Genomic DNA, 25,552 nt, shown 5'->3' with positions numbered 1-25,552 from the left:
TTTGTTCAATGGTTCATTGGTGCTGTTCTGAAATATTAATTAGCATTTGAATGACTCAACAAGTAAATGAAAATTCAAATACCATTAGTATCTTGAGCACCTTAATGAACTAATGAACACAGTGAACTAATGAACGAAAATCACCAGCTCGAGCGTGGCTTGTCGCTCACCCAGGCAACAGCCATTAACATGATCGATATGGTGGGTATTGGTCCCTTTATTACCATACCATTTATTGTGGGTGCCATGAAGGGGCCACAGTGTATTATTGCCTGGTTGGTAGGCGCATTACTGGCTATTATGGATGGTTCCATTTGGGCAGAAATGGGAGCTAAGTGGCCTCAGGCCGGTGGCAGCTATGTTTTCCTGCAAAACCTGTATGGCAAATGGGGTAAAATGTTCGCCTTTCTGTTTATCTGGCAAACTACCATACAGGCGCCTTTGGTTATAGCCAGCGGTGCTATCGGCTTTTCCCAGTATCTTACTTACCTCGTAAATTTAACCGGTTGGGAACAGAAAGTGGTGAGTGGAGCATTGGTAATACTATTGGTGCTGCTTCTATACAGAAACATTAAAACGGTAGGTAAAATCTCAGTTATACTTTGGATTATTACCGGCGGTACATTTATCTGGCTTATTGCATCAGGATTTAACGGTTTTAACAGTAAGCAGGCTTTTACAGTAAGTAAAGATGCCTGGGATCTTACACCCTTATTTTTTGTAGGCTTAGGCCAGGCCTCGCTTAAAACGGCTTACTCATTTTTGGGCTACTACAATGTTTGCCAGTTAGGCGGCGAGATTAAAAACCCCGAGCGTAATATCCCGAGGGCTATCTTTATCTCTATTGCCGGTATTGCAGTACTTTATCTGGGTATGCAAATTATGATGCTGGGTATATTGCCCTGGCAGCAGGTAGCTAAATCAGATTTTCCCATTAGTTTGTACTTTCAGCATATATACAACAACGGTGTCGCTAAATTTGCCACTGGGCTTATTCTTATCATTGCTTTATCGTCTCTCTTCTCGGTAACACTGGGATACTCGCGTGTGCCTTATGCTGCAGCTATCGATGGTAACTTCTTTCCGATCTTTGGTAAGATACATCCAACCAAAAAGTTTCCACACGTTTCGTTATTATTCCTGGGGGCCTTCGCCTTTGTGTTTAGCCTGCTATTTAAAATGAAGGAGATCATTACCGCCATTGTAACTATGCGTATTATTATCCAGTTTTTAGGGCAGGCATTCGGGGTAATCTGGTGGCATTATCACAAACCTAAAGATGCAAGGCCTTACAAAATGTGGCTGTTTCCAATACCTGCTATTATTGCCATCATTGTATGGTTATTCATCCTGTTAACCAGTCCGTTGTTTTACATTGCTACAGCTGGGGGGATAATTTTAACCGGGTTAATTATCTATTTCTTTTGGCAGCGTAGAGCGGGTAAGCCATTGCCGATAGACATTGTTTCGTAATTTAATTATTTAGGTTATTTCTCTTTAAAAGAAATCGGTTGCGCCCGTGTACAGAATGTTACAATCCATATAAAACATTCTGTAATATTTTGGTATTTACAATACGTTTAATATCCAACAATGCTACGCGTACTCAGCCGGTCTTTATTTCTAATATTTTTCTGCACTTGCATCAGTATAACATCTGTAAGCGCCTATGCCATACTGGCCCACGAAGCTATTGTTGATGCCTGCTGGAATAAAGACATCAAACCCATGCTTAAAGAGCGGTTCCCGATGGCTACCGACTCTGATATACAAGTGGCCCACTCTTATGTATACGGTGGCGCCATGATCCCCGATATGGGTTATCTCCCCATGGGAAGCGCCTATTTTAGCGACCTGATGCATTATGTACGCAGCGGTTACATGATCCAGAATTTACTCAGCGAAGCCCAAACCCTCAACGAATACGCTTTTGCACTCGGTGCATTATCGCATTATCTGGCTGATGAGTACGGCCATTCGAGGGCTACAAACCGTACTGTGCCTACCGTTTACAAAGACCTCCGCAAAAAGTACGGCAATTATATTACCTATGGTGATGATCATGTTTCGCACAGCAGGATAGAGTTTTCGTACGATGTATTGCAGATTGCACGCGGTAATTACAACAGCGATTCGTACCATGAGTTTATTGGCTTTAATGTTTCTAAACCTGTACTGGAACGGGCTTTTCTGAAAACCTATGGCGAACGGCTCGATGATGTGTTCGGTAATTTCGAAGGCAGCGTATCTACCTTTAGATGGGGCGTTAAAAACCTGATGCCTACCTTGGTTAAGAAGACCTGGAAATCTGAAAAAGACAGTATCCTGAAACGCCAGCCAGGCATGACCGAGAAGAAGTTCAAATACAAAATGAAGAAACGGGAATATCACCAGGAATTTGGTAAAGGTGAATCAAAACCCGGTTTCTGGGCTAATACATTGAGCTGGATTATCAACGCACTACCAAAGATCGGCCCGCTTAAAACGCTAAAATATGTAGACCCTGGCAAGGATGGAGAGAAGTTTTTTATCCATAGTTTTGATACCATACTGGTTTGCTACAAACAGGACCTACAAGCCGTGCGCGACCATACCCTTTACCTCAAAGACATAGATTTTGATACCGGCCGACCAACCCAGATAGGTGAATATGCACTCGCTGATCAAACCTATGCCGATTGGCTCATCAGCTTGCAGAAAAAGAATTTTCAATACTTGAATCCGGCTTTGAAAGAGCATTTGCTCAACTACTATGTCGACCCGCAGAATATACCGGCATCTAAAAAGTTCCCCATTAATTGTGATGATGTGGAAACGGCATTGGCGGCTTTGAAGGTTGCGCCTACTGTAACTGATACTGCAAGGGTTGCGGGGGGAAGATAATAAGGAATCAAGAGTCGGGAATCAAGAATCGAGACCAGCTAAAAGAGGATGTCATGCTGAGGCTCTCGAAGCATGGTGGGCAAGCCTCTACGCGCTGTCAGAACACACCCCTTATTGAAGTTTGTGCTAAATGTACTGCACAATAATTCCCCTCTCGAGAGGGGAGAGTACGGACATTGCAATTTGCAGCAACATTCATGGGGGTGTGTTATGCGTTGAACAAATCCGAAATCGAACATCCGAAATCCGAAATAACTCTTACTTTTGCACCAATGAAACCATCATGTATTCATGATAGCTTCATTACCGTTAAAGAACAAATTAACTTAATGAAAAACCGGTTCATCTGTATGTTACTGCTATTGGGGCTGTTTAGCGCCCAGTTTTCGCAGTATTTTATTGAGGCAGGTTTTGATCTGAACCAGAAGTACATTGCCGAGCGGTTTTGTGTAAACAAAAGCCGGCCATGGATGCACTGTAACGGGCGTTGTTATCTGATGAAAAAGCTAAAGGCGGCTGCTGAGAAAGAGAAGTCTGCCGAGCGTGAAAGTCAGAAAAATAACTTCCAGGTTGCCATCATTACCCAGCCAGATCATTTTTCGTTGAATGAGCAGGACTGCATAACCCTCGTTGTGCCCGAAGCTCCGTTTGCTCTTCCGAAAAATCAACCCTCCATCTTCCAGCCTCCACGGGCATAACGTTTCCCTCTTTTATTAATTCATTTTTTTGACCGGCAGGCATTGCTATGTCTATTCCTATACCATTTTTATGGTTTGGGCCGGTCTGTATTTTATTACCTGGAACCCAATCCATTCAACCGGATACTGGGGTTCCTCATCTATTAATAATGAAACGTTATTACCTTATTTTTATATTTTTTATCGGGCTCATCAACACAGCCTTTAGTCAGCAAATAAACGGAACAGTTGTAGATGCAATTACCCACGAAGCTTTGCAAGGTGTAATGGTGCGCATTGCAGATACTTCAGCTTTAGCACGCCCAATTGTGGTGGCTACAGACCGCAAAGGCAAATTTACCATCAACGCCAATAAGCCATTGAAGTTTAGCATGGTTGGTTACGTGACACAGATCATTAAACCAGGTGACCGTATGCAGGTTATGCTACAACCATTATCGTTAGATTTGCAGCCGGTTGTGGTAACTGCCAGCCGCGAAAAGCAATCCCGCCAGGATGCGCCGATTGCCATTAGTAAAATTAACTCCGTGCAAATTCAGGACACCAAAGCTACCGCACTTTACCAGTTATTAAACAAGGTAGCAGGCGTGTACATGGTTGACTTGGGCAACGAGCAGCATACTATGGCTATCCGTCAGCCTATTACTTACAACGCCTTGTATTTATATATGGAAGATGGTTTGCCGATTCGCCCAACGGGGATCTTTAACCATAATTCACTGTATGAGATCAACATGTCGGGTGTAAAAGATATCGAGGTTATTAAAGGCCCTGCATCATCACTGTACGGCAGTAACTCTGTTGGCGGTGCGGTTAATTTTATCACCCAAAGTCCGCCGTCTGGTTATGCAGGCAATGTATCAGTTCAGGGCGATAACTATCATTACCGCCGTGTGGATGCTAATGGTGGTTTTACCGATGGCAAGTTCGGTTTATATGCCGGTGGCTACGTAGCCCATCAAAGCGACGGCTGGCAGGATTATACCAACTTCGATAAGTACTCGGGCAACTTAAAAGCCACTTACGATTTTGATAACAATACCAAGTTAACTGCTGCCGCATCATACAATTATTTGAACACCCAAACGCCGGGCAGCTTAGATAGTGCACATTTTTATAACCGCAGCTATAGCAGTAACCAAAGGTTTACCTACAGAAAGGTAGAAGCTTTCCGCAGCAGCTTACGTTTGGACCATGCCTGGAGTGCCAAGAGCAATACCTTTGTAACGGCTTTCTTCAGGGATAACTCAACTGCACAATTACCCAGTTATTATATTGCCGATGTGCGTGATGCTAACGGTAAATATCTAAGCTCGAACGGACAGGTTAACGATCAAAAGTTTCGCAGCTATGGTTTACTGGTTCAACATCGTACCGATTTCGATTTCTTGAACTCGCGTATTATTGTGGGTGCTTACCTTGATGACAGCCCGAGCTCGTACTATGCGCAGTACCTGAACATTGATAAAGATCAGGCTAATAACTATTACACCGGCTTTACCAATACAGGTGTTTATATCGATGATTATCGTATCAAATTATTCAATACTGCGGCTTATGCGCAGTACGAAATGAAACCCTTCGAAGCATTACGCATTGTGGCCGGCTTACGTTACGATAGGGTACATTACGATTTTACTAATGGATTGCCACCGAGCAACACCAAGTACAAACAACAGGAAGCCAACAACTTTAACATTGTAGCGCCAAAGCTTGGTTTCACTTATAACCTGGGAGCTAACAAAGGTTTTTACGGAAACTTCAGCGTAGGTTTCCAACCACCAGAGACGGGAGATTTATACAGCTCTCGCCAGTTAGTACCGCTTAAGCAAGCCACGTTTGATAATTATGAACTGGGCGGCTGGTTCTCGGCCCTGAACAAAAAGATGTATTTCGAACTGAGCTTGTTTGATCTGGAAGGTAGGAACGAGATCATCAGTCAGCTATTGCCGGATAACACTACGCAGAACCAAAACGCAGGTGCAACACGCCACCGCGGTATCGAGTATTCGGTTACTTATGCTCCTGTGCAGGATTTGACCTTCCGTTTTAGCGGTACCAATGCCATACATACCTATGTGCATTACAGCGAGGTGCGCACCAATTATGCAACCAACACCAATTACACCATTGTGTACGATGGTAACCGCATGAACAATGCCCCTGCCTGGATTGCCAACAGTGAGCTGACATACAAACCGCACATTTTACCGGGCTTCCGTATTTCACCAGAGTGGCAGCACATTAATCACTACTTTACAGATCCAGCTAATACCAAAACTTACAGCGGCTATGATATTGCCAACCTGCGCACAGGTTATGAATTTAGGCATAGCGGTCTGAAAGGTTTAGGTATCTGGTTTAATGTGTTGAACCTAACCAATAAACTTTACGCCACAACAGTAACCAGCAACCAATATGGCGATACCTATAATGCCGCGCCGCCGCGCACGTATACTTTGGGTATCAGTTACGCTATTTCAAAATATTAATGATGGAAAGTAAATTGAAAAACAAACTGCGTAAAAACTTCTATCAGCTGCACCGCATGGTAGGGCTCATTGCCTTAGTACCGGTGATCTGCTGGACGCTGAGTGGTTTGTCGCACCCCTTTATGTCGAACTGGTTTAGGCCATTTATTCCTCAGGAGGTATTTAAACCACTAACGCAGGATAAAATGCAGCCTAAACTATCCGTTCAGCAAGTGATGGATCAAAACCATTTGGGACAGATCCGCAATTTTGGTTTGGTTAATTTTAATAACAGCACCTGGTATCAGGTGCTGTTAAAAGATAGTACGTACAAATATTATTCGGCCACTAATGGATCATTATTTCCGGATGGGGATCAGGCTTATGCTGTTTATTTGACGCGATTTTTTACCGAAGATTCGATCTCGCCAGTTAAACGGATCAGGCTGCAAACCAAATTTGATAGCGAATATCAGCCCATTAATCACCTGTTACCAGTCTGGAAAGTTCAGTTAAACCGGCCCGATGGTATGACCATTTATGTAGAAACAGGTCAGAGTCGCCTGGCCACCTTCAACAATAATACCCGCAAAATTATGCTGGGCTTGTTCGAAGAGTTTCATACCTGGCAATTTTTGGGCGAAGCCGGTGGTGAAAAACTGCGGATCATTGTGCTAACCTGTATAATCGGTCTATTATTTGTTTCATTACTGACAGGTGTAACCGTTTACGGCTTATTTTGGAAACGGTTTAAAGAGATCGCCCAAAAACGTAAAGCTAAAGGAGGGGAGGACAAACGTTTTGTACACCGTTTCCATCGCCAGCTGGGGCTGATTGTTTCTTTTGTGATGCTCACGTTTGTTATAAGTGCCGCTTTTCACTTATTGGTTAAACTGCATAATTTGAAGCCAGAGAGTAAGCCATTTGAGCAGCGGATTAATCGTAACGAGTTGGTACAGTCTAACCTGAATTTGCCTGTAGCGGATAGTGTAATCCGCAAAGTATCTGTTATCAAATTCAACAACCATGTTTATTATCAGGTATTGAAAAAGAATAAGCAGATGGATTATGTGGATGTACAAAATGGTGAATTGTTAAAAGATGGCGATCAGCAATTGGCTATTTCACTGGCTGGTTATTATCGGGCTATTGATGGTCGGTCATCTTCAAAACCTGATTCTGTAACGCTGATTAAACAGTTTAACAACGATTACGGCTTCAACAACAAACGCCTCCCGGTAGAACAGGTGAGTTATAAAGGCGAAAACTGGTATGTAGAAACAGCTACAGCCAAACTATCAACCAAAACCGCCGGGATTGACAGGGCTGAGGGCTTATCCTTCATTTTCCTCCACAAATATTTCGGGATGACTTGGGCAGGCAAAGATATCCGCGACATTGTAACCATGTTGGCCGCCTTGGGGATTCTCGTAGCATCTTTATTCGGTTTTGCAGCCTTCATCAAAAACAATTAACAATGAAAAGATTAGTAATCATTTTAGCGGTTGTGTTAGCCGGATGCGCACAACCTGCACCGAAAAAGCAAACCGCAGCCAAGTGTAAATACACCTGCGTAATGGATAAAGATGTTTGTTCCGAAAAGCCAGGCGTTTGCCCTAAGTGTGGGATGAGGTTAGTGGAGAAGGAGGAGGAGAAGTAGCAGGGGTTAGTTGCAGTAGCAGTTAAAATCCTCTTACGCGTCATTGCGAGGAACGAAGACAACCGACCGTAGGGAGCTCATTAATACCTATAAAAACAAACACGACATTAATAATCTCAGACCTATGCGCACTTCCTTCCATTACTGCAGAGTCCGTTCTTCATTAGGAGGGGTAGTGAGAGTTATCATCGTCAGTGGATGTTCTTTTTCTTTTCTCTCAAAAGAAAAATGAACCAAAAAGAAAAGTCGCAGCCGGGTCCTGTTGCTACTGAGTACAGTGGTTAGGCAGGGACAGTGGTTACCGCAACATTACCAATGCTGCATGAGGAGAGGATATGTTAAGGTAGTGGTGGACTCGGTCTTATGATTTGCGCGCCATGCGAGCGGTGGCCCTGACGCAAAAGCGTGGCCGTGTAATGGACTTGTGCGGTGGAGCTTTTTTGCGTCTTGATCTTTTGGTTACTTTTGGATCAAGCCAAAAGTAACAGCCTACCCGCGGCGATTGAGCGGGACTGACGTTCGTATTAGCACTGACAAACGATTGGTGTTATGGCGTTAATTAACTACAAAAAGTGTTATTAAACCAAAGAAGCCCCGGCATTACACCGGGGCTTTCTTATGGAGGGGGGATTGTTGTTTTTGTTTAGTATTGTGTAAGCGTAAGCTTAATAGTATCTGCCTGCATGGCGGTAAAAATACCCAATCCGTTGTTTACGTTGGTGGGTATGTTGGCCAGGTTTTGTGATGATGAGCCCGATTGGTTATTCAGCAAATTGATGTACTCTTTATCTACACTCAGCAATATGGCCCGGTAAATACCGATGTAGTTAAACGAGCGGTACAGCATCTGGTACTCTATCGTTTTATTTACGTTAACCGTAAAGTTTACAGGCGGGTTACCACGCGAGTTAACCTGGAAAGGTGCCGTATCATCATTTTTAAAAGCAATAACATGGTAAACCGAATCGGGGTTGCTCCAGCGGAAAGTGGTTGCCACAGAATCTGAAATTGATGATGATGTACCCGTTGGCAGGTTAATGGTGGTTTTGGTGGCTGTGTAATTCTGCGGTTTCTCTGGCATTACAGTTTGCGCCGATACCTGTGTGTTTAGGTAGCTAAACTGTAGCGTATAGGTTTTACCTGTCACCAAAAAGGTATTATCGGCGTAAGTATAAGTACCTGCTGCGCTTTCTGTGAGCGATACTGTTTTGCTGCCGTCAGACAGGGTAAGCGCAAGGCCTTTTATGGCTGCTCCATAAGTAGCGGTATCTGTTAATTGTTTTTGCTGATATATTTTTACGCTGATAGGCTGGCCCGGTATTAAGTAACCGACAACCACAGGTTTGTTGCTGATTGCGGTATCAACAGAGGTTTTAGTACATGATGAAAAAGCCAGCACGCCAAGTATCATCAGGGTAAAAAACATTTGGTGTATTTTTATTTCCATCTTAAGCTAAGGGTTATATTAGGTGTCATGCCCAAGTAGTTTACATTTGAAATTACCACTTGGTTGTTTTGTATACTGTATTGTTTGTACCAGATATTGGTGTGATTATAAGCATTAAATAAGCTGAAACCGATGCTGCCTACTTTATTGCCGCTAATCTTCAACAGATCGTAAGTGGCTGATAGATCGAGGCGGTGATAGGCTGGTAAACGCTCTCCGTTTTTATCGCTAATGGTTAAGTAGGTCTGCTTGTTGCCATCAACTGTGTTAATGGTGTAGCTGCCCAGCGGTGCGGTGTAGGGTTTGCCGGTACTGTAGATCCAGGTAGCAGCAAAGCTCCAGCGCTGCAGGTGGTACATGTTGATGGATTTAAACTCGTTACGCACATCCTGATCAGACGGGAAATAATCTGTACCATAAGCAGCGAATTTGCTTTTAGATTGTGCCAGTGTATAAGCTATCCAGCCGGTGTATACACCAACCTTTTTCTGCAATAATACCTCGATACCCTTTGCCCAGCCATTACCTACATAGTAGTTTTCGGTAATGGTTGCGGTGGTACCAACGCTTCTAAAACCTTCGCCGCCTTGTTGCCTGATGGAGTATTGGGTTAGGCCGTCTAACTGTTTATAATAGCCTTCTACATCAATTAAGAAATCTTTGGTTTCGTAGTTAAAACCAGCGATGTAGTGGTTGGCGCTGCTTACCGGCATGGTTTTGCCATCGGCCAATGTCCAGAAGGTACGGTTACCGTTTAAAATATCTTCACGGGTTACCTGGTTAGTAAACTGGTAGAAACGGCCGCCGGCGACCTTTAGGTTAAAGCGGTCTGTAAGGTGATAGGTGGCATTAAACCGGGGCTCGGTATATAACTTTCCTGTAGGCGAATAATAGGTTTCGCGAATGCCCGGTTGTATATGCAACTTGTTATTAGGATCGTATTCTAATTCGGCATAACTACCTGCAATTTCTCCTGTATTATGCTGACTAATAAGTGATATGGTATCATTCTGTGTATAATCATAATCGATGTTGAGGTAAGAACCATAAGCACCGAATAACACTTTATACTTAGATCCCGCTTGCCATTCCCAGTCAGATTTGAGGCTGAGGTCGCGCAGGCGGTTATGCTCCAGTATGCCGTTGTTTACGTTGGTGGTAGTACCGCTATCGGTTACTGTACCTGTTGTACCCTGGTTATGGTCGCTGTTAAATTGCGAGTAGCTGAGCACGGTGGTTGAGAATAGTTTTTTACCCCAGGTGCTTACCCATTTACCGCTTGTACCCACGTTGCCAGATTTGGTATAATCATTCATCCGTAAATCGCTGCTGTAGCTGGCTACGAATGAGGGAAAATTTAAATCTCGGCTATTATCCAGGTGATCAGTACCCGAGTAATACGTCCAGCTGAACGAATTTTTGTCAGAAGGTGAGTAGGTGTACTTGGCATTCAAATCATAAAAGTATGATGAAGGGGTAGTCTGGTTCATAAAACCGCGGCCACCACCCGGGCCGCCACCGCCTATGGCAGTACTTTTGTTGAACTGGCCGAAGATCTTATCATACAATGGCCCCTGGTACGACCGGCGGAAAGAGACCAACGCCGATGAGTTTTTATTCAGCGGGGTTTCGGCATACAGGTTAAGGCTCAGTAAGCTGATATCGCCACCAATATTGAGCTCGTTTTTGTTACCATCCTTGCCGCGAATCTCGGTAACGGCCGATAACCTGCCGCCATATTTGGCCGAGTAACCGCCTTTGTACATTTCCACATCGCGCACGGCGTTAGGGTTAAATGCGCTGTAGAAACCATAAAGGTGATCTACCTGGTAAACAGTAAAGCCATCAAAGGTCACGAGGTTCTGATCGGGTGTACCACCGCGAACGTAGGCTCCGGATGATGATTCGTTACTGCCACTCACACCGGGCATCAGTTGGAAAGAGCGGAGGATGTCGCGCTCGCCAATGTTAGGCAGTTTATCCAGTGCTGCAGGGGTTAATTGCAGTACACTCACTTTCTTGCTGTCGGTGTTCATAACGCCTTTTTTCTTGTCGGTAACTACAACCTCGCTCAGGGCATTCATGGACGGGAAAAGTGTGAGCACCATTTGCTCTTTGATCTTGGTATCATCCAGCCGGAATTTATCGGGTTGGTAACCCATAAATGATACTTCCAGTACGCAGGTATCGGCAGGTACATTCAACATGGTAAAGTTACCATTGGTGTTGGTGGCCGTGCTCAAACTGGTATTACGGACTGCAACGATGGCTCCCGGCAAAGCTTCGCCCGTATTTTGATCCACTACACGCCCCGAGATCGAGAACATAAAATGCGTTGGCGGACCTTTTGGCGGATCGAGCGTTTTGGGTTTTACTTTAGAGAGCGTCTGGTCCATCTTGTTTAGCTGTTTCAATCGGTCCAGGTCATCTGGCTGTTGCAGCATGTAAATGGTGCCATCATTTTCGACCCAGTAATGCAGATCGTTTTTCTGGCAAACGGTTTTTAGTACATCAAGCAGCGATTCATTAAAAAAGTGCTCCACAATATCCATAGTGTGGAGGGGTTCGCGCTCAAAAATAAAACGCAGTTTGTACTGCATCGAAAGCGTATCGAGCATCGCATCCAGCGGGCAGGAAAAGAAATGGTCGACAACGGTTTTCTTTAAAATTTTTTGAGCTTGTGGTGCCTGGGCATGTAGTTGTTGCGTACAGGCAATAGTTAGAAATAGTAATAGGGGTAAGGAGAGTTTTTTCATCCAGTCGGTTAAGTGTTTAACATTAGGTAGCTGTTCCGTTTTTCGGTATAGGCAACCGGAGCATTGACGTTAAAATTGCCCTTACAGTATGAAGGGTAACTGAAGACCCGACTAAGAGGTGATATGTATCGACGAATACGCTGAAAGAATATACAGGCGCAATTAGTTAATTTGTCGATTTGACAATTTGTCGATGGAAGCACCAATTAGGTAATGTGCTAATTTGTCGATTTGGCAATGAGACCGCAATTAACTAATTTGTTCATTAGTTAATTTGTCGATACCTTTAAATCAATTATTAACGATCATTTAAACCCTGCAAGTCATTGACAAATAGACAAATTACCGAATTAGCACATTAGTAACCATCATGAAAAAACTATTATTATTCTGTTTGCTGTTAAGCCCGGCGCTTGTTAAGGCACAAACTACTGAACCTGCTAAAACTATGACTGCAGCAGAAGCGCGTGAGGTTTATTGCACGTTAACAGCTTCGGACAGGACATTAAGCAGCACTAAAGTAAATGTGACTGTAAATTATGGGCAGGTGGCTAAGGACGACCCGCGGAATATTGCCGAGGCTGCAAAGGTACAGGCTTATATTACCATCCCGGATGCCTTAAATTATATGGCCACGCAAGGCTGGACGGTGGTAAGCAGTACCATTACCAGTGAACGAACTGTTAACACAGCTCACTTTTTATTGAAACGGATAGTTTCGGTTGATACAAAATAGTATCAGCCGTAAACTTTAAAATCCACTCATTTACAAACACAGGTAGTGTTCTGTTGATGAGTATATTGGTGTATAGTATGTTTTATTAACTACTTTTATATCAGTGTTTTTAGCAATAGTTAAGTATAATATCCTAATACTTTAAATTGATAGTTTATTTGGCGATGTTGGACGTTTTGTGTAGGATTTCTCGATAAGAATTATAGATTTGGTATAGAGATGTTAAAAAAACATCATGACCCCAAATGAACATAAACCTTTACATCGACATCCTTTGCGGGGTATTTTGCCTTATTTTTGGAATATGGTTATTTGAGTACATTTTGCGTAGGGCACGTGTTTCAAAAAAGAGCGCATTTTATACAAACACCAAATTGTATGTGCTGTCACTCGTATTTATAGTTATAGGTATCGGGCTTGTTTTTACCGGTATTGTATTACTTAGAACCACTTAATTAAGCCATCATTGTTTACTCGCTGCTCCAGGGTTCTTCGCCGGTTAGGTGTAGGGTGCAGCTATGATCATCTATCTTAAATTCCCAGCTAATCGTATCGTTTTTATCGATATGCAAATCATCGCAACCAAAGAAAAACGATACCTTAAATTTACAGTTAAAGCTGCCTGATAATGTACCGGCATTATAGCTGACCTGGGTTATTTCAAACTCCAATACTTCGGGAGCGCCGCCATTTTGATGATGGTAGGCTTTTAGTGCAGCACACATCTGCAGATAGTTTTTGCCTTCATTGTAATTAAAAACTTTGTTCAAAAAATCTGTAAAGCTGATTTGTTGTGATTGTAATTGCTCAAGTAGCTGTAACGCGAATTGTAGGTCTAACTTTTCTCCCATAAGGCGAAGATAGGATAGAGAGAAGCAAGAGACAAGAAACAAGAGCCAAGAACATAATCTCAGTTTGTCATTTCGACGATAGGAGAAATCTTCTGCTATCGATAAGTAACTTCTATAGGATCTCTCCTTCGTCGAGATGACAAATAACGGAGCCCGCGTTAGGGATAAAAGCGGATACCGGCCAGGTGTGTAATGCCTGCAGGCGTATGAGCAGATAGCCCGGCCCGAAGGGAACGCCGAAATCAATGAGTGAATGAGTGAGTTTTGATCCGATAGCTATCGGATGAGTGAATGAATAGAAGCCGGAGATATGAACCTCGTTTATTTCTATTCTAACCATACCAAATCTTTTCCTCAAGACATTCTTTTAATTCATTAATTCTGCAAACTGCGAAGCATTCTTGAACACCAATGAAAATAATTAATAGTGAAAAATTCTGGTTTAAACAGATTGTCGCCAAAAGAGAATATTAAATAATATGCACATTGTTTTTTGAAACAATAATGATAGTGTACTAAAAAGAAATAATAGTGTAATTGTTACGAAAATAGGCGCACTAAATTCGGGCTCACTATAAACCAATTATTGTTTAATTATGAAAAATTTTTCAAACCAATTCCTTATTGGCGCAATGGCGCTGTGTTTAACTTTTTGTTTAGGTTGCCGGAAAGATGCTAATAAAGCAACTGACCCCGATGCTGTAAAAGCTACCATCCCAAGGGCGGCAGTACCCCAAAGCGCCTTTAATTTATGGGGAACCTGTAATGGTTCGCCTTACCTTATTTCGGGCACCAATGGTATTTGTGTACCGGTTGGCAACTGTAGTTCTGATATTGATGCTGCGCAGCAAAGTACAGGGCAAAATGCTACCGGTTTCCAGTTTAATGGTTGTTTTAAAGGAGGCACAAGCGCTAACAGTTCGGCAAGTGAGCAGGCTGTGTTTTTGTGCGATAATGTTACCCAGTGGAACGGTAATGAGATGGGTTTTGTAAAAACGCTGAATGATAATGCGCTGAAAGGTTACTTACAAGGCGGCGGCAACTACATTACCCAGGTAATTTCTGTGGGCGATAACGGCTACCATACCTACAAAGTGCAGGCACAAAGCGGTAACGTACATGCCGTTGATTTTTATGTTGATGGTACTTACAAATTTACCTTAACCAACAACAGTGGCCACTACTGGAACAATTACGACTATTTTGTGGGCACCAATCATTGGTATGGCGGATCGGCCAATACCGGCCAGCAGATAGAAATGTATAACATGACCACCTATTAATCTACTACGTTTATTTATTAAGAAAGGCCGCTCTTTAATAGAGCGGCCTTTGTTGTAATTAGCTAATTAAATTAACCATAAACTCGAGTGCATCGGGTGCGTGCAGGGCATCTGTATTAATCATTGTTTCTTTTGCCGTTTCTGAGGCGCGCGCGCGCATTTGATGCTCGTAAGCAGCAATGGCAGTTTGTAAATCGGGATGCGTATTGCTGGTCAGTTGTTCACTTAGTTCAACGGCATCCAGCATGGCCATATTTACACCTTCACCGGCGAAGGGTGGCATCAGGTGTGCTGCATCGCCAAGCATGGTAATGTTAGGTTGTGCTTGCCAGGTTTGGTCTAAAGGCATGCAGTATTGTGGCCGGGGGGTAAAACTGCCGCTTGCGTTTTCGAAAAGCTCGAGCCAGATACTATCCCAGCCTGCAAATTCTGCCTTAAACCAGGCTAATACCTGTGCTTTATCTGTAAAATCGATACCGCAATTGCGTACCCAGTTTTCATCGGTTTTGCAACCTGTATAAAACACCAGACTGCCATCGCCTTTCGAACTCACAACCAAGGTTTTTTCATCATTCAGGGCGAAGATCTTTCCGCCATTTAGCAGTTCATGTATGCGTGACGTTGCTTCGGCCGAATGATATACCGCTCCCTCTATTACAGTTACACCTGCATAAAATGGTTTAATAGGAGTGATGTACGGGCGGATTTTAGAATTAGCACCATCTGCACCTATTACAATATCGGCTGAAATAGTAGTGCCGTTCTTAAATTCTACCTGCCAGGTATCGCCGGTTTGTTTAAGCCCTGTAATATGGCTGCCCCAAACAACGGTACTAGGTTGCAACGAATTTAGCAGGATGTTTTGCAGCGGGCCGCGGTCAATCTCAGGCCGATCCCTTTCTCCAAGTTCATCGTTATTGAAAGCGTCTTCAAATTTTATATTGGCATGCTTGTCTGTAATACGCATTCTATCTGCACCGGGGCGATAATTAGCCCTGAAAGCATCCATCAATCCAGCCTCGCGCAGTGCCCTTAAACCCGACTCGTAATGCAGATCGAGTGTAGCGCCCTGTTGGCGGGCATCTTTATGGGTATCCCTTTCATAAACTTTTACATCAGCACCCTGTATTTGTAGTAAACGTGCAAGGGTTAAGCCACCCGGGCCACCGCCTATTATTGCTATTGTTTTGTTTTTTAGTAGGTTCATTTTTTTAATATTTTATCTGTTTATCATCCCCCTGATCACCACCTCGCAGGAATCCATAAAAACCTCGTCGGTTATAATTTGCTTTGGGCGGTCGAGATAGTCGAAATATTCGTTCACCAGATCGAGTGCAGGGGCAAATAGTAAGGCGCGCTGCACCTCCTGCGGGAAATCTTTAATTACGCCCTTCGCCACGTTCAATTCCAGAAAGCGCATCACAGGGGCAAAATAATCGCCCTCTTTAATGTTCATTTCCTGGTAAGCCTTGTTGAGCAGGGGCGATGATTTGCCATACTGCATTAGTGCAAAGGCATGCCGGTTGTTTTTAAAGTACCCGAAAGCGTTGAGCCAAAGTTTCTTTACGCCATCGGCAAAATTCATTTCATTGTCGAAGTTTTGCAGTACAGCAGTTTCATAATTGCCCAGTACTTCTTCTACATAAAGTTTCACCAGCAGGTCGTCCTTGTCTTTATACTTGATATAGATTGTCCGCGGCGAGATACCCGCTGCCGCTGCCAGCTTTTGCATGGTGAGGTTTTCTAAACCTTCTTCGGCAATTATTTGCAGGGCAATGCTGCGGATGGCTTGTTCTTTATCTAAATTCTTTGGCCTCATAATGGCATTGATTTTAATAATGATACAAATATAAGTAAATGTTTATTTACTTATAGAAATAATTTGTTTGATGACAAAGGAGTGAGATTTATGAAGCGCGTCATTGCGAGGTACGAAGCAATCCCCGACCTACATAGTGGTAACTTTAATTATTGCACAGTTCGTTTTTCATTAGGAAGGGTAGAATGAATTATGAATCGTCAGTGCATGAACTGCCACATTGGTAGAGCTCTTTAAACATAATCAACCAATCAACTGCTAAACAAATCAACAAATCCCTAACTTCGTTCCCGATTATGATATTTTCTCAAGAAGCTTCACTGGGCCGGTTGGCCATACATCATATTGGTAGTAAGGCGCTCGACGAGCGTTTTGTGCTCTCGGAAGAATCGCTCGAACTAAACGACGAGTTGTTGAGCAAACTACTGCTCCAATATTTTCTGGTGCCTTACGAAAAGGTGCCCGAGGTTTACCGCTTTTACCAGGCTAATGATAACCTGAATTTAAACGAGGTTTACCACTTCGCTACCGCAATATTTGATGACCCGGAAACTTTTCAGGAGAATAGCCGTCAGCTGGCTAAGCATTTGTATGAGGTGAGTAACCATCCGAAGATTAAATCTGGTGAATTATACGTTACTTATTTTAGTAATGTGCAGATTGAAGGAGAGCAGCATGATGCGATCGGAATCTTTAAATCGGAGACTAAAGAAACTTATTTAAAGGTATATCCTGAAAATGAGGGCTTCGGTGTTAGCTACGAAGAGCAGGCTATTAATATTAACAAGCTGGATAAAGGTTGCCTCATTTTCAACACTGAAAAGGAAGAGGGTTACAAGGTTGCGGTGATCGACAAAACCAATGGCAGTGAACAGGCGGTGTACTGGAAGGATGAGTTTCTGAAGCTCCGCGTGCGTAACGATAATTATAATCAAACCGCCAACGTAATGGGGGTGTACAAAAACTTTGTTACCGAAAAGCTCGATGATGAATTTGAAATGAGCAAAGCCGACAAAATTGACCTGCTGAACCGCTCGATGAAATACTTCAAGGAAAAAGAGAGCTTCGATATAGAGGAGTTTGGTCAGGAAGTAATCGGCAACGAGCAGGGTATAGCCACCTTTTTGAATTATAAGAAGGAATACGAGAACGAATTTGATACCGCCATACCCGATAGCTTTGATATTAATGATGCCGCGGTTAAAAAACAGGCTAAAGTTTATAAAAGCGTTCTAAAACTGGATAAAAACTTCCATATCTATATACATGGCAATAAAGACCTCATTGAAAAAGGTTTCGACAATGGCAAAGCCATGAATTATTATAAAGTATTTTTTAAGGAAGAAGCTTAAAGAAGAGTGGCAGTTTTAAAGTAGCAGTGGTAGTTTGCCGTTGCGGTTTGACTGCTACTGCAACTAAAATACTGCTACAAAAAACGGCCCGTGAGCAATTGCCACGGGCCGTTTGAGTATTTAAATGGCGGTATTAAATTATACGCCTGCTGATTTAACAGTTTTGATGATACGGGCAGCAACTTTGTATGGATCGGCAGCAGAGTTAGGGCGACGATCTTCAAGGTAACCATTCCATCCTTTTTGTACAGTATAAAGCGGGATGCGGATAGAAGCACCACGGTCTGATACACCATAGCTGTAATCGTGGATAGAAGCAGTTTCGTGTTTACCGGTTAAACGTTGCTCGTTATCAGCACCGTAAACTTCGATGTGCTCTTTTACCACCGGGCGGAAAGCCTCCAGGATTTTTTTGTAAACATCTTCGCTACCAGCTGTACGTAAAGTAGTGTTAGAGAAGTTAGCGTGCATACCAGAACCGTTCCAGTCTAAAGTACCTAACGGTTTGCAATGCCAGTTGATCGATACGTTATACTCTTCGCCGATACGCTCTAATAAATAACGTGCAACCCAGATCTGGTCACCAGCTTCTTTAGCGCCTTTAGCAAAGATTTGGAATTCCCATTGTCCGGCAGCAACTTCAGCATTTATACCTTCAACATTTAAGCCAGCTTCAAGACATACATCTAAATGTTCTTCAACAATTTTACGGCCGAAAGCGTTGTTAGCGCCAACTGAACAGTAGTAAGGGCCTTGCGGACCAGGGTAACCACCATCAGGGAAACCAAGCGGTTTGTTGGTGTCTGGGTTCCACAAGAAATACTCTTGCTCAAAACCGAACCAGAAATCGTTGTCGTCATCTTCGATATGCGCACGTCCGTTAGATTCGTGCGGGTTACCGTGAGAATCTAAAACTTCGCACATTACCAGGTAACCTTCTTTACGCTGAGGGTCTGGGCAAATAAACACAGGTTTCAGGATACAATCAGATGAACCACCTGGTGCCTGCTCTGTAGAAGAACCATCAAAGCTCCAATTTGGACAATCTTCCAGTTTACCGCTGAAATTTGCTTCGATTTTAGTTTTACTTCTTAAACTCTGTGTCGGTTTGTAACCATCAAGCCAAATGTACTCAAGTTTAGCTGCCATGTTTTTTAAAAATTATAAAATTAGGGTTAAGCGATTAATATATTTTGATTAAATCGTGTGAATTTATGCAGTTTGTGTGAATTTTTATAAAAATATCTACTAAAAATGTATTCTATAGTTGATTTTTTTTAAAAACGAATAATATGTTAGGCAAAATTAAACAATTCGCAATTTTTGTAAGAAAATTAATGTCTAAAATATGAAATTCTTAAAATGGCCTTTTTTGAGGATTTAAGGGCTATTTATTGAAAGTATGTTCAAACTCATATTGTATACCTTATTATATAGGTATGTTGCCTTATATATAAGGTAATTTATAGCGATTTCTCCAAAATCAGCGTAAATTTTTTGCAGTTTTCACTACAAAAACTGTTTTTTCCATGTTTTTAGTAGAATTTTTGACAAAATTTTATTCCTTTTTATATAAAACTTCAGATTTTAATATGGATTAGTACTCTGTGGCCGAATTAAATTTGCTTTAAAACAATAATTTTATTGAAAATTTAATAATTCGGTAACATATAATGGTTTTGTTTTTAATGATTTGATAAAAATACTATTAAACACCAAAAAATATATGATTTTAATCATTTTTATTTCTAATTTCATAAAAACAATCAAAGTTATTGTCGTTTGGTTGGATTATTTATAATAAAGATGCGATGAACTCAAATTTTCACTAAATAAATCACTGATTTTCTAAACACTCTTAAACAATTAAACAAATTAAACTATGAATCCCCTGTCGAGACTCAAAAATCAATTCAGTACAGTGCTGGAGCTAAGCAAAAACAACTGGCGTATCGGTGTTGCCATCTTTTTCGGCAAAATTATCGGCACATTTTTGGTAATTGCTGCCATGATGGTTATTCCGGGTATGATTTCAACCCCTGCCCACGCTGCAGACACTTACACTGCGCACGAAACAACATTAATTAACACAGTTAACACTATCTGGACTTTGGTTGCCGCATTCCTTGTATTTGGTATGCAAGCCGGGTTTGTGATGCTCGAAGCAGGCTTTGCCCGCAAAAAAGAAACAGTTAACGTATTAATGGAGTGTATTTTTGATACATGCCTTTGCGGTATCCTGTTTTGGGCAATAGGTTATGCCTTTATGTTTAGTAACGGTAACGGATTTATCGGTTTACATTGGTTCTTCCTTTCTGGTGCCCCTGCTACTTACCTGGCAACAGGTATTCCAATCCTGGCACACTGGATTTTCCAATATGCATTTGCTGATACCTGCTCAACCATCGTATCAGGTGCTATGATTGGCCGTACCAGTTTCCGTGGCGATATATTATATAGCATCGGTATCACTGGTTTCATTTACCCAATCATTGGCCACTGGGCCTGGGGACCGGATGGTTTCTTAGCTTTAATGGGCTCAAAAGGTAATTTCTTAGAATCATTAGGCCAGGGTTTCCGCGATTTCGCAGGTTCAACCGTGGTACACACTATAGGTGGTATTGCTTCACTGGCAGGTGCCATTGTATTAGGCCCACGCATGGGTCGTATATTTAAAAGAGACGATAAAGAAAAAGGAGGCCTGCCGCCAGCTCACAATTTAACTGTTGCTGCTGTGGGTGCATTTATCCTTTGGTTTGGTTGGTACGGTTTTAACCCGGGTAGTACATTATCTGCAATGGATATGCAAGGTATTGGCCGTGTTGCTGCTAATACAACTTTAGCTGCCTGCGCAGGCGGTATGGTTGCTATGTATTTTGCTTTATGGTTTGGCCCAACAAAAGGTAAATTCGATGTTGGCTTTACGGTTAACGGTTTATTAGGTGGCCTTGTGGCTATCACTTGCCCTTGTTACTGGGTTAGCCCGCTTGGCGCTATTTTATTAGGTGCTGTTGCAGGTGTGGTGATATTTGTGGGTACTAATTTATTAGAGTACTTCCGTATCGACGATCCAGTTGGTGCAGTACCGGTACACGGTTTATGCGGTATCTGGGGTACTTTATCATTAGGTTTATTTGCTTCTGGCGAGTATGGTGCTACAGGCCCATTGGGTGCTGATAACTCTGCCCCGGTAAAAGGTTTATTTTACGGTGGTGGTTTAGATGTGTTGAAAGCACAATTTATAGGTAGCTTTACGATAACGGTAGCCACGTTTGTAGTCACGTTTGCTATGATGTGGATCATCAACAAAATGCCAAACCCTTGGAAACTGCGTGTTGAAGAGCATGGTGAGAAAGCCGGTTTGGATGTATTTGAGCACGGTGCGGCTGCTTACAGCGAAGATGAAGATGATATCGACATCCAGGGTCTGTTTGAAGGTGGTTCGGTTAAGAACCCCGTAACAGCGTAAATATTTTTGAAGAGGGCGTATGATTTAAATCATACGCCTTTTTTAAAACATATTATAATAAGCTTCAAAATATTTGAAGCCATAAATACAATGGCCGGTTTGCGTGAAAGCCTCTCTCTATCGAACCTGATTTATAACCGGCTTTAAGTTTTCTATTTAAAAGTGCTATAGTTTTTTCGAGCCAAAATTTGGCTTGCGGTTATTGCTATGTCTAAACAATCAGAAACTAACTAACTAAAAAACAATCTCCAATACTATCAATCTACTACAATCCTTAAACAATTAAACATGAAAAAATCACTACTATTTCTATCTCTCTTATCGTCTGTTGCGTTATACTCTAAAGCCCAGGATGCTCCAAAGGCAGATACTGCCAAAACAGCAGCTGCACCTGCAGGCCCGGCCACTACTACACCGCTTACTGTATTTGGCTCTGTTGATGCCTACTATAAATATGATTTTTCTGGCTTAAAAACAGCCTCAGGTTCTAATATCCCAACCAGCTTTGCTAACGAGCAAAACTCAGTTTCATTGGGTATGATTGACGTGGGCTTAAAGAAAAAAGTAGGCAAGGCTTCATTCCTGGGTGAGCTATCATTCGGTCCGCGTGGACAAGGGCAATCAATCCCAACACCTGCAAGTTCTACTGATAACAGTTTCCATATCCAAAACTTATATATCAGTTACGATTTAACCGATAAACTGAACTTAACAGGTGGTTATATGTCAACCTTTATCGGTTATGAAGTAATTTCTCCGACAGGAAACTTTAACTATTCAACTTCGTACCTGTTTACTAACGGTCCGTTCCAAAATGGAGGCTTAAAAGCAACTTATACTTTCTCTGATCGCGTGAGCTTAATGGCCGGTATATTTAATGATAAATGGAACCTGTATCAATCAAACAAAAGTGTAAATACTTTTGGTGCACAGTTAATGGTTGTACCGGTTAAAAACTGGACTGCCTACTTAAACTTTATCAGCGGTCATGATTCTGGTACCGAGTTTGATTTAACTACTAATTATCAAATTACATCTGCCTTTAAACTGGGCTTAAACGGTGCTACTTTCTCTGCACCAAGCGGCACAAGTGGTGGCTTTGATGGCGTAGCTTTATATCCTCAGTTAGCGGTATCGCCAGCGGTGACTTTAGGCTTACGCGGCGAGTATTTTAAATGTAAAGATGGTGATTATACAACCGTTGGTGCTGCACCTGGCAAATCTGTAACAGGTTTAACTGCAACTGTAAACTTCAAATACGGTCCATTAACTGTTATCCCGGAGGTAAGGTTAGACCATAATAAAGACGAAGTATTTTTACAAAGTGACCATGTTACGCCAACACAATCAGCATCTCAATTCTTAATTGCTGCTGTTTACGCATTTTAATACATAAAATCCGTAGAGACACAATATTTTGTGTCTTTATTCTATACCTAGATATTAATAGAAAGAGACACAAAGTATTGTGTCTCTACGGTGAAAAGAGACATCGTAGAAGTCTCAGTGAAATTTGAGGAGAGGCACAATTTATTGTGCCTCTTGTTTTTTATAAAGATTAAGGCCAGCGGACTTGTCCGTCGCCTTTTACTATCCATTTGTAGCTGGTTAACTCTTTTAATCCCATTGGCCCTCGCGCGTGGAGTTTTTGTGTACTGATACCAATTTCGGCACCCAAGCCAAACTGTGCGCCATCGGTAAATGCGGTTGAGGCATTTACATAAACAGCCGCTGCATCAACCTTATTTAAAAAGTCTTCTATATGCTGTGAGTTTTGCGAAATAATGGCTTCGCTATGTTTCGAACTGTGTTGAGCAATATGCTGAAGCGCTTCTTCAAAAGTGTTAACGGTTTTAATAGCCATTTTCATCGACAAAAATTCTGTGCCGAAATGTTCTTCTGTAGCTTGTTGCAATAGTTTGGCAGGGTAGTGGCTCTTTAGTGCCTGGTACGCTGCTTCATCAGCAAAAATTTCTACTGATGCTTCGCCTAAAGCTTGCATCAATTTCGGCAGATCATTTAAACGATTTTCATTGATGATTAAACAATCCAATGAATTGCAAACGCTAACCCGTCGTGTTTTCGCATTGAAGATAATAGCGGCACCTTTTTCCAGATTTCCATCCTCATCAAAATAAGTATGCACAATACCTGCGCCGGTTTCAATAACCGGTATTTTGCTATGCTGACGAACAAAATTAATTAAGCCCTGGCTGCCACGGGGAATCAATACATCTACAAAACCAACTGCATTTAATAATGCTTCAGTAGCATCGCGTTCGGCAGGTAATAACGTTGCGGCATTAATATCAATATGGTGTTTTTTAAGCACGGAATGAATTACCGAAATAATGGCTTGATTTGAAAAATCGGCATCGCTGCCACCTTTCAACACACTTACATTGCCGGTTTTAAAGCAAAGCGAAAATACATCGAAAGTTACATTAGGGCGTGCCTCATATATTACACCAACCACACCAAGCGGTACACGTACTTTCGACAAATCGAGGCCATTCGGTAAAATATCGTTTGATAATACTTTACCCAACGGATTTTCAAGTGCCGCTACATTCCGAATTTCCGAGGCGATACTTTTAATGCGCTCTGCTGTTAGTTTAAGTCGGTCATATTTTGGGTCGGAAGTGTCCATCCGGTCCAGATCTTTTTGATTTTCGGTCAATATGAAATCGGTTTGTTCAACAGCCTTTTCAGCAACATCTAATAAAACCTGGTTGATAACGTCAGGAGCGAGGCCTGCAATATTGCGGCCGGCTAACACTGCGTTCTCAAAATATGCGGAATAACTCATGGTATCTATCATGCCTGTAAGTAAAGATAATCATAATGCACCAGCGCTTTTTCGTGCTTTTTACCGATGCGTTCGCGGGCTTTATCGGCGCCATATTCGGCAATACCCTGGCCAATGATTTTTTGTTGTTCATCAACCAGTTTAATAATGTCGCCCTTTTTAAAATCTTCTAAAATATCAATAATACCAATCGGCAATAAACTAGTTGCTTTACTCGATGTTAAGGCCGTTTTAGCGCCATCATTAACCCTAACTGCGCCGGTAGCATAATTGCCAGAGTGTGCAATCCATTTCTTTTTACCCGATGCCGATTTGTTAGGGACGAAGCGCGTATGCTTTACTGTATTATTTAATACATCTATTAATATATCATCCTTAGTACCATTGGCAATATGTACCGCAATACCCAGCTGCGCCACTTTTTGCGACATGGTTGATTTGGTGATCATCCCACCACGCCCAAATTGAGATTTGCTGGAGCTGATAAATGATGAGAAATCTAACGACGCATTGCTGATTTCTTCCAACAGGGCAGAACCTTCCAGTTTGGGGTCGCCGTCGTAAATGCCATCTACATTACTCAGTATTATTAGTGCCTGGGCATTTAACATGGAGGCAATCAGTCCCGCCAGTTCATCATTATCTGTAAACATCAGTTCGGTTACCGATACCACGTCGTTCTCATTAACAATGGGTAATACCTTGTGCTGCAGCAATATCTCTAAACAGTTTTTCATGTTGAGATAATGGGTACGGTCGCGAAAATCTTCTTTAGTTACCAGTACCTGCGAGCATATCATTTGATACTGCTCCAGTAGTTGCGCATAAGTATTAATCAGCTTAACCTGCCCAACTGATGCCAGTAATTGGCGGGCAGCAATATTATCTACTTTTTCCGGCAGAGTAATCAGGCTACGACCTGATGCTACAGCACCTGATGATACCAAAATAACCTCTTTACCAGACGCATGGATCTCCGCAATTTGCTTAACCAGGTTGCTGATGCGGCTAGCATCAGGCAGCCCGTCTTTCTGCGTTAATACGTTCGATCCTATTTTTATAACTATGCGTTGGTAATTAAAAGCCATGAAAACGATGTTGGAATGGGCAATATTAGTAATATAGGTTAAGTTTTAAAGCCTTTAAATTCAATTAAATGATTTTTTTATGAAAAATATTTGATAACAAATATAATTTAATATTTTTGTCTACTTATTCTATAGATAATGTATAAATATTCAATCATCTCAACCCTTAAGGCTACCCAAAGCTGCTGCTGTTGTTGTTGATTTTTTTACATCCATCCCCCTCAAATTTT

General features: G+C 42.1%; 19 protein-coding genes. 11 read left to right on the top strand and 8 right to left on the bottom strand.

What is annotated here, in order from left to right:
* Positions 1–129: 129 nt before the first annotated feature.
* The 6 genes from PQO05_RS19220 to PQO05_RS19195 all read left to right on the top strand — a co-directional run bounded on the left by PQO05_RS19220 (position 130) and on the right by PQO05_RS19195 (position 7,712).
* Complete coding sequence (locus tag PQO05_RS19220) at positions 130–1,473, top strand: APC family permease (protein WP_273629061.1); 1,344 nt, start codon at positions 130–132, stop codon at positions 1,471–1,473.
* 120 nt (positions 1,474–1,593) lie between these two features.
* Positions 1,594–2,883, top strand: a complete 1,290-nt coding sequence (locus tag PQO05_RS19215; RefSeq protein WP_273629060.1) for a zinc dependent phospholipase C family protein — start codon at positions 1,594–1,596, stop codon at positions 2,881–2,883.
* Positions 2,884–3,212: 329 nt separating this feature from the next.
* Positions 3,213–3,581, top strand: coding sequence for a hypothetical protein (locus PQO05_RS19210; RefSeq protein ID WP_273629059.1), 369 nt, complete (start codon positions 3,213–3,215; stop codon positions 3,579–3,581).
* A 149-nt stretch (positions 3,582–3,730) separates the two neighbouring features.
* On the top strand, positions 3,731–6,073 hold the full coding sequence (locus tag PQO05_RS19205; protein WP_273629058.1) for a TonB-dependent receptor: 2,343 nt from the start codon (positions 3,731–3,733) through the stop codon (positions 6,071–6,073).
* Positions 6,073–7,527, top strand: coding sequence for a PepSY-associated TM helix domain-containing protein (locus PQO05_RS19200; protein ID WP_273629057.1), 1,455 nt, complete (start codon positions 6,073–6,075; stop codon positions 7,525–7,527). Before PQO05_RS19205 ends, PQO05_RS19200 begins: the two co-directional genes overlap by 1 nt.
* Positions 7,528–7,529: 2 nt before the next feature.
* The gene (locus PQO05_RS19195; RefSeq protein ID WP_273629056.1) at positions 7,530–7,712 is read left to right on the top strand and encodes a heavy metal-binding domain-containing protein; all 183 of its coding nucleotides are present in this window, start codon (positions 7,530–7,532) and stop codon (positions 7,710–7,712) included.
* Between the two features lie 643 nt (positions 7,713–8,355).
* Here PQO05_RS19195 and PQO05_RS19190 read toward each other — a convergent pair.
* Both PQO05_RS19190 and PQO05_RS19185 read right to left on the bottom strand, forming a co-directional pair.
* Entirely contained in the window at positions 8,356–9,159 is an 804-nt protein-coding gene (locus PQO05_RS19190; protein ID WP_273629055.1) for a DUF4249 domain-containing protein, read from the bottom strand.
* The gene (locus PQO05_RS19185; protein WP_273629054.1) at positions 9,150–11,915 is read right to left on the bottom strand and encodes a TonB-dependent receptor; all 2,766 of its coding nucleotides are present in this window, start codon (positions 11,913–11,915) and stop codon (positions 9,150–9,152) included. Before PQO05_RS19185 ends, PQO05_RS19190 begins: the two co-directional genes overlap by 10 nt.
* Positions 11,916–12,285: 370 nt before the next feature.
* Between PQO05_RS19185 and PQO05_RS19180 the strand changes: the two genes are divergently transcribed.
* A complete protein-coding gene (locus tag PQO05_RS19180) occupies positions 12,286–12,651 on the top strand; it encodes a hypothetical protein (RefSeq protein WP_273629053.1) in 366 nt (121 codons plus the stop codon).
* A gap of 470 nt (positions 12,652–13,121) precedes the next feature.
* On the opposite strand, the gene PQO05_RS19175 is transcribed toward PQO05_RS19180, so the two are convergent.
* On the bottom strand, positions 13,122–13,502 hold the full coding sequence (locus tag PQO05_RS19175; RefSeq protein ID WP_273629052.1) for a hypothetical protein: 381 nt from the start codon (positions 13,500–13,502) through the stop codon (positions 13,122–13,124).
* Positions 13,503–14,098: 596 nt separating this feature from the next.
* Here PQO05_RS19175 and PQO05_RS19170 point away from each other — a divergent pair.
* Entirely contained in the window at positions 14,099–14,785 is a 687-nt protein-coding gene (locus tag PQO05_RS19170) for a hypothetical protein (RefSeq protein WP_273629051.1), read from the top strand.
* A gap of 58 nt (positions 14,786–14,843) precedes the next feature.
* Here PQO05_RS19170 and PQO05_RS19165 read toward each other — a convergent pair whose 3' ends face one another.
* Together PQO05_RS19165 and PQO05_RS19160 are read right to left on the bottom strand one after the other, a co-directional pair.
* A complete protein-coding gene (locus PQO05_RS19165; RefSeq protein ID WP_273629050.1) occupies positions 14,844–15,992 on the bottom strand; it encodes an FAD-dependent oxidoreductase in 1,149 nt (382 codons plus the stop codon).
* Positions 15,993–16,004: 12 nt separating this feature from the next.
* Positions 16,005–16,604: a TetR/AcrR family transcriptional regulator gene (locus PQO05_RS19160; protein WP_273629049.1), complete on the bottom strand. Its 600-nt coding sequence runs from the start codon at positions 16,602–16,604 to the stop codon at positions 16,005–16,007.
* A 296-nt stretch (positions 16,605–16,900) separates the two neighbouring features.
* Here PQO05_RS19160 and PQO05_RS19155 point away from each other — a divergent pair, with 296 nt between their 5' ends.
* The gene (locus tag PQO05_RS19155; protein ID WP_273629048.1) at positions 16,901–17,956 is read left to right on the top strand and encodes a nucleoid-associated protein; all 1,056 of its coding nucleotides are present in this window, start codon (positions 16,901–16,903) and stop codon (positions 17,954–17,956) included.
* 138 nt (positions 17,957–18,094) lie between these two features.
* Here PQO05_RS19155 and PQO05_RS19150 read toward each other — a convergent pair whose 3' ends face one another.
* Positions 18,095–19,105 carry a glutamine synthetase beta-grasp domain-containing protein gene (locus PQO05_RS19150; RefSeq protein ID WP_273629047.1) on the bottom strand — a complete coding sequence of 337 codons (1,011 nt, stop codon included), beginning with the start codon at positions 19,103–19,105 and terminating at the stop codon, positions 18,095–18,097.
* A 733-nt stretch (positions 19,106–19,838) separates the two neighbouring features.
* Here PQO05_RS19150 and PQO05_RS19145 point away from each other — a divergent pair.
* Complete coding sequence (locus tag PQO05_RS19145; protein ID WP_273629046.1) at positions 19,839–21,425, top strand: ammonium transporter; 1,587 nt, start codon at positions 19,839–19,841, stop codon at positions 21,423–21,425.
* Between the two features lie 288 nt (positions 21,426–21,713).
* Positions 21,714–22,814, top strand: coding sequence for an outer membrane beta-barrel protein (locus tag PQO05_RS19140; RefSeq protein ID WP_273629045.1), 1,101 nt, complete (start codon positions 21,714–21,716; stop codon positions 22,812–22,814).
* A gap of 169 nt (positions 22,815–22,983) precedes the next feature.
* Here the strand turns inward: PQO05_RS19140 and PQO05_RS19135 are convergent, their stop codons facing one another.
* Both PQO05_RS19135 and proB read right to left on the bottom strand, forming a co-directional pair.
* The gene (locus PQO05_RS19135; protein ID WP_273629044.1) at positions 22,984–24,234 is read right to left on the bottom strand and encodes a glutamate-5-semialdehyde dehydrogenase; all 1,251 of its coding nucleotides are present in this window, start codon (positions 24,232–24,234) and stop codon (positions 22,984–22,986) included.
* A gap of 8 nt (positions 24,235–24,242) precedes the next feature.
* Complete coding sequence (gene proB / locus PQO05_RS19130) at positions 24,243–25,322, bottom strand: glutamate 5-kinase (protein WP_273629043.1); 1,080 nt, start codon at positions 25,320–25,322, stop codon at positions 24,243–24,245.
* Positions 25,323–25,552: the final 230 nt, after the last annotated feature.

This window comes from Mucilaginibacter jinjuensis (assembly GCF_028596025.1).
Classification (GTDB): domain Bacteria; phylum Bacteroidota; class Bacteroidia; order Sphingobacteriales; family Sphingobacteriaceae; genus Mucilaginibacter; species Mucilaginibacter jinjuensis.
This window is presented reverse-complemented; position numbering and strand designations above follow the sequence as displayed.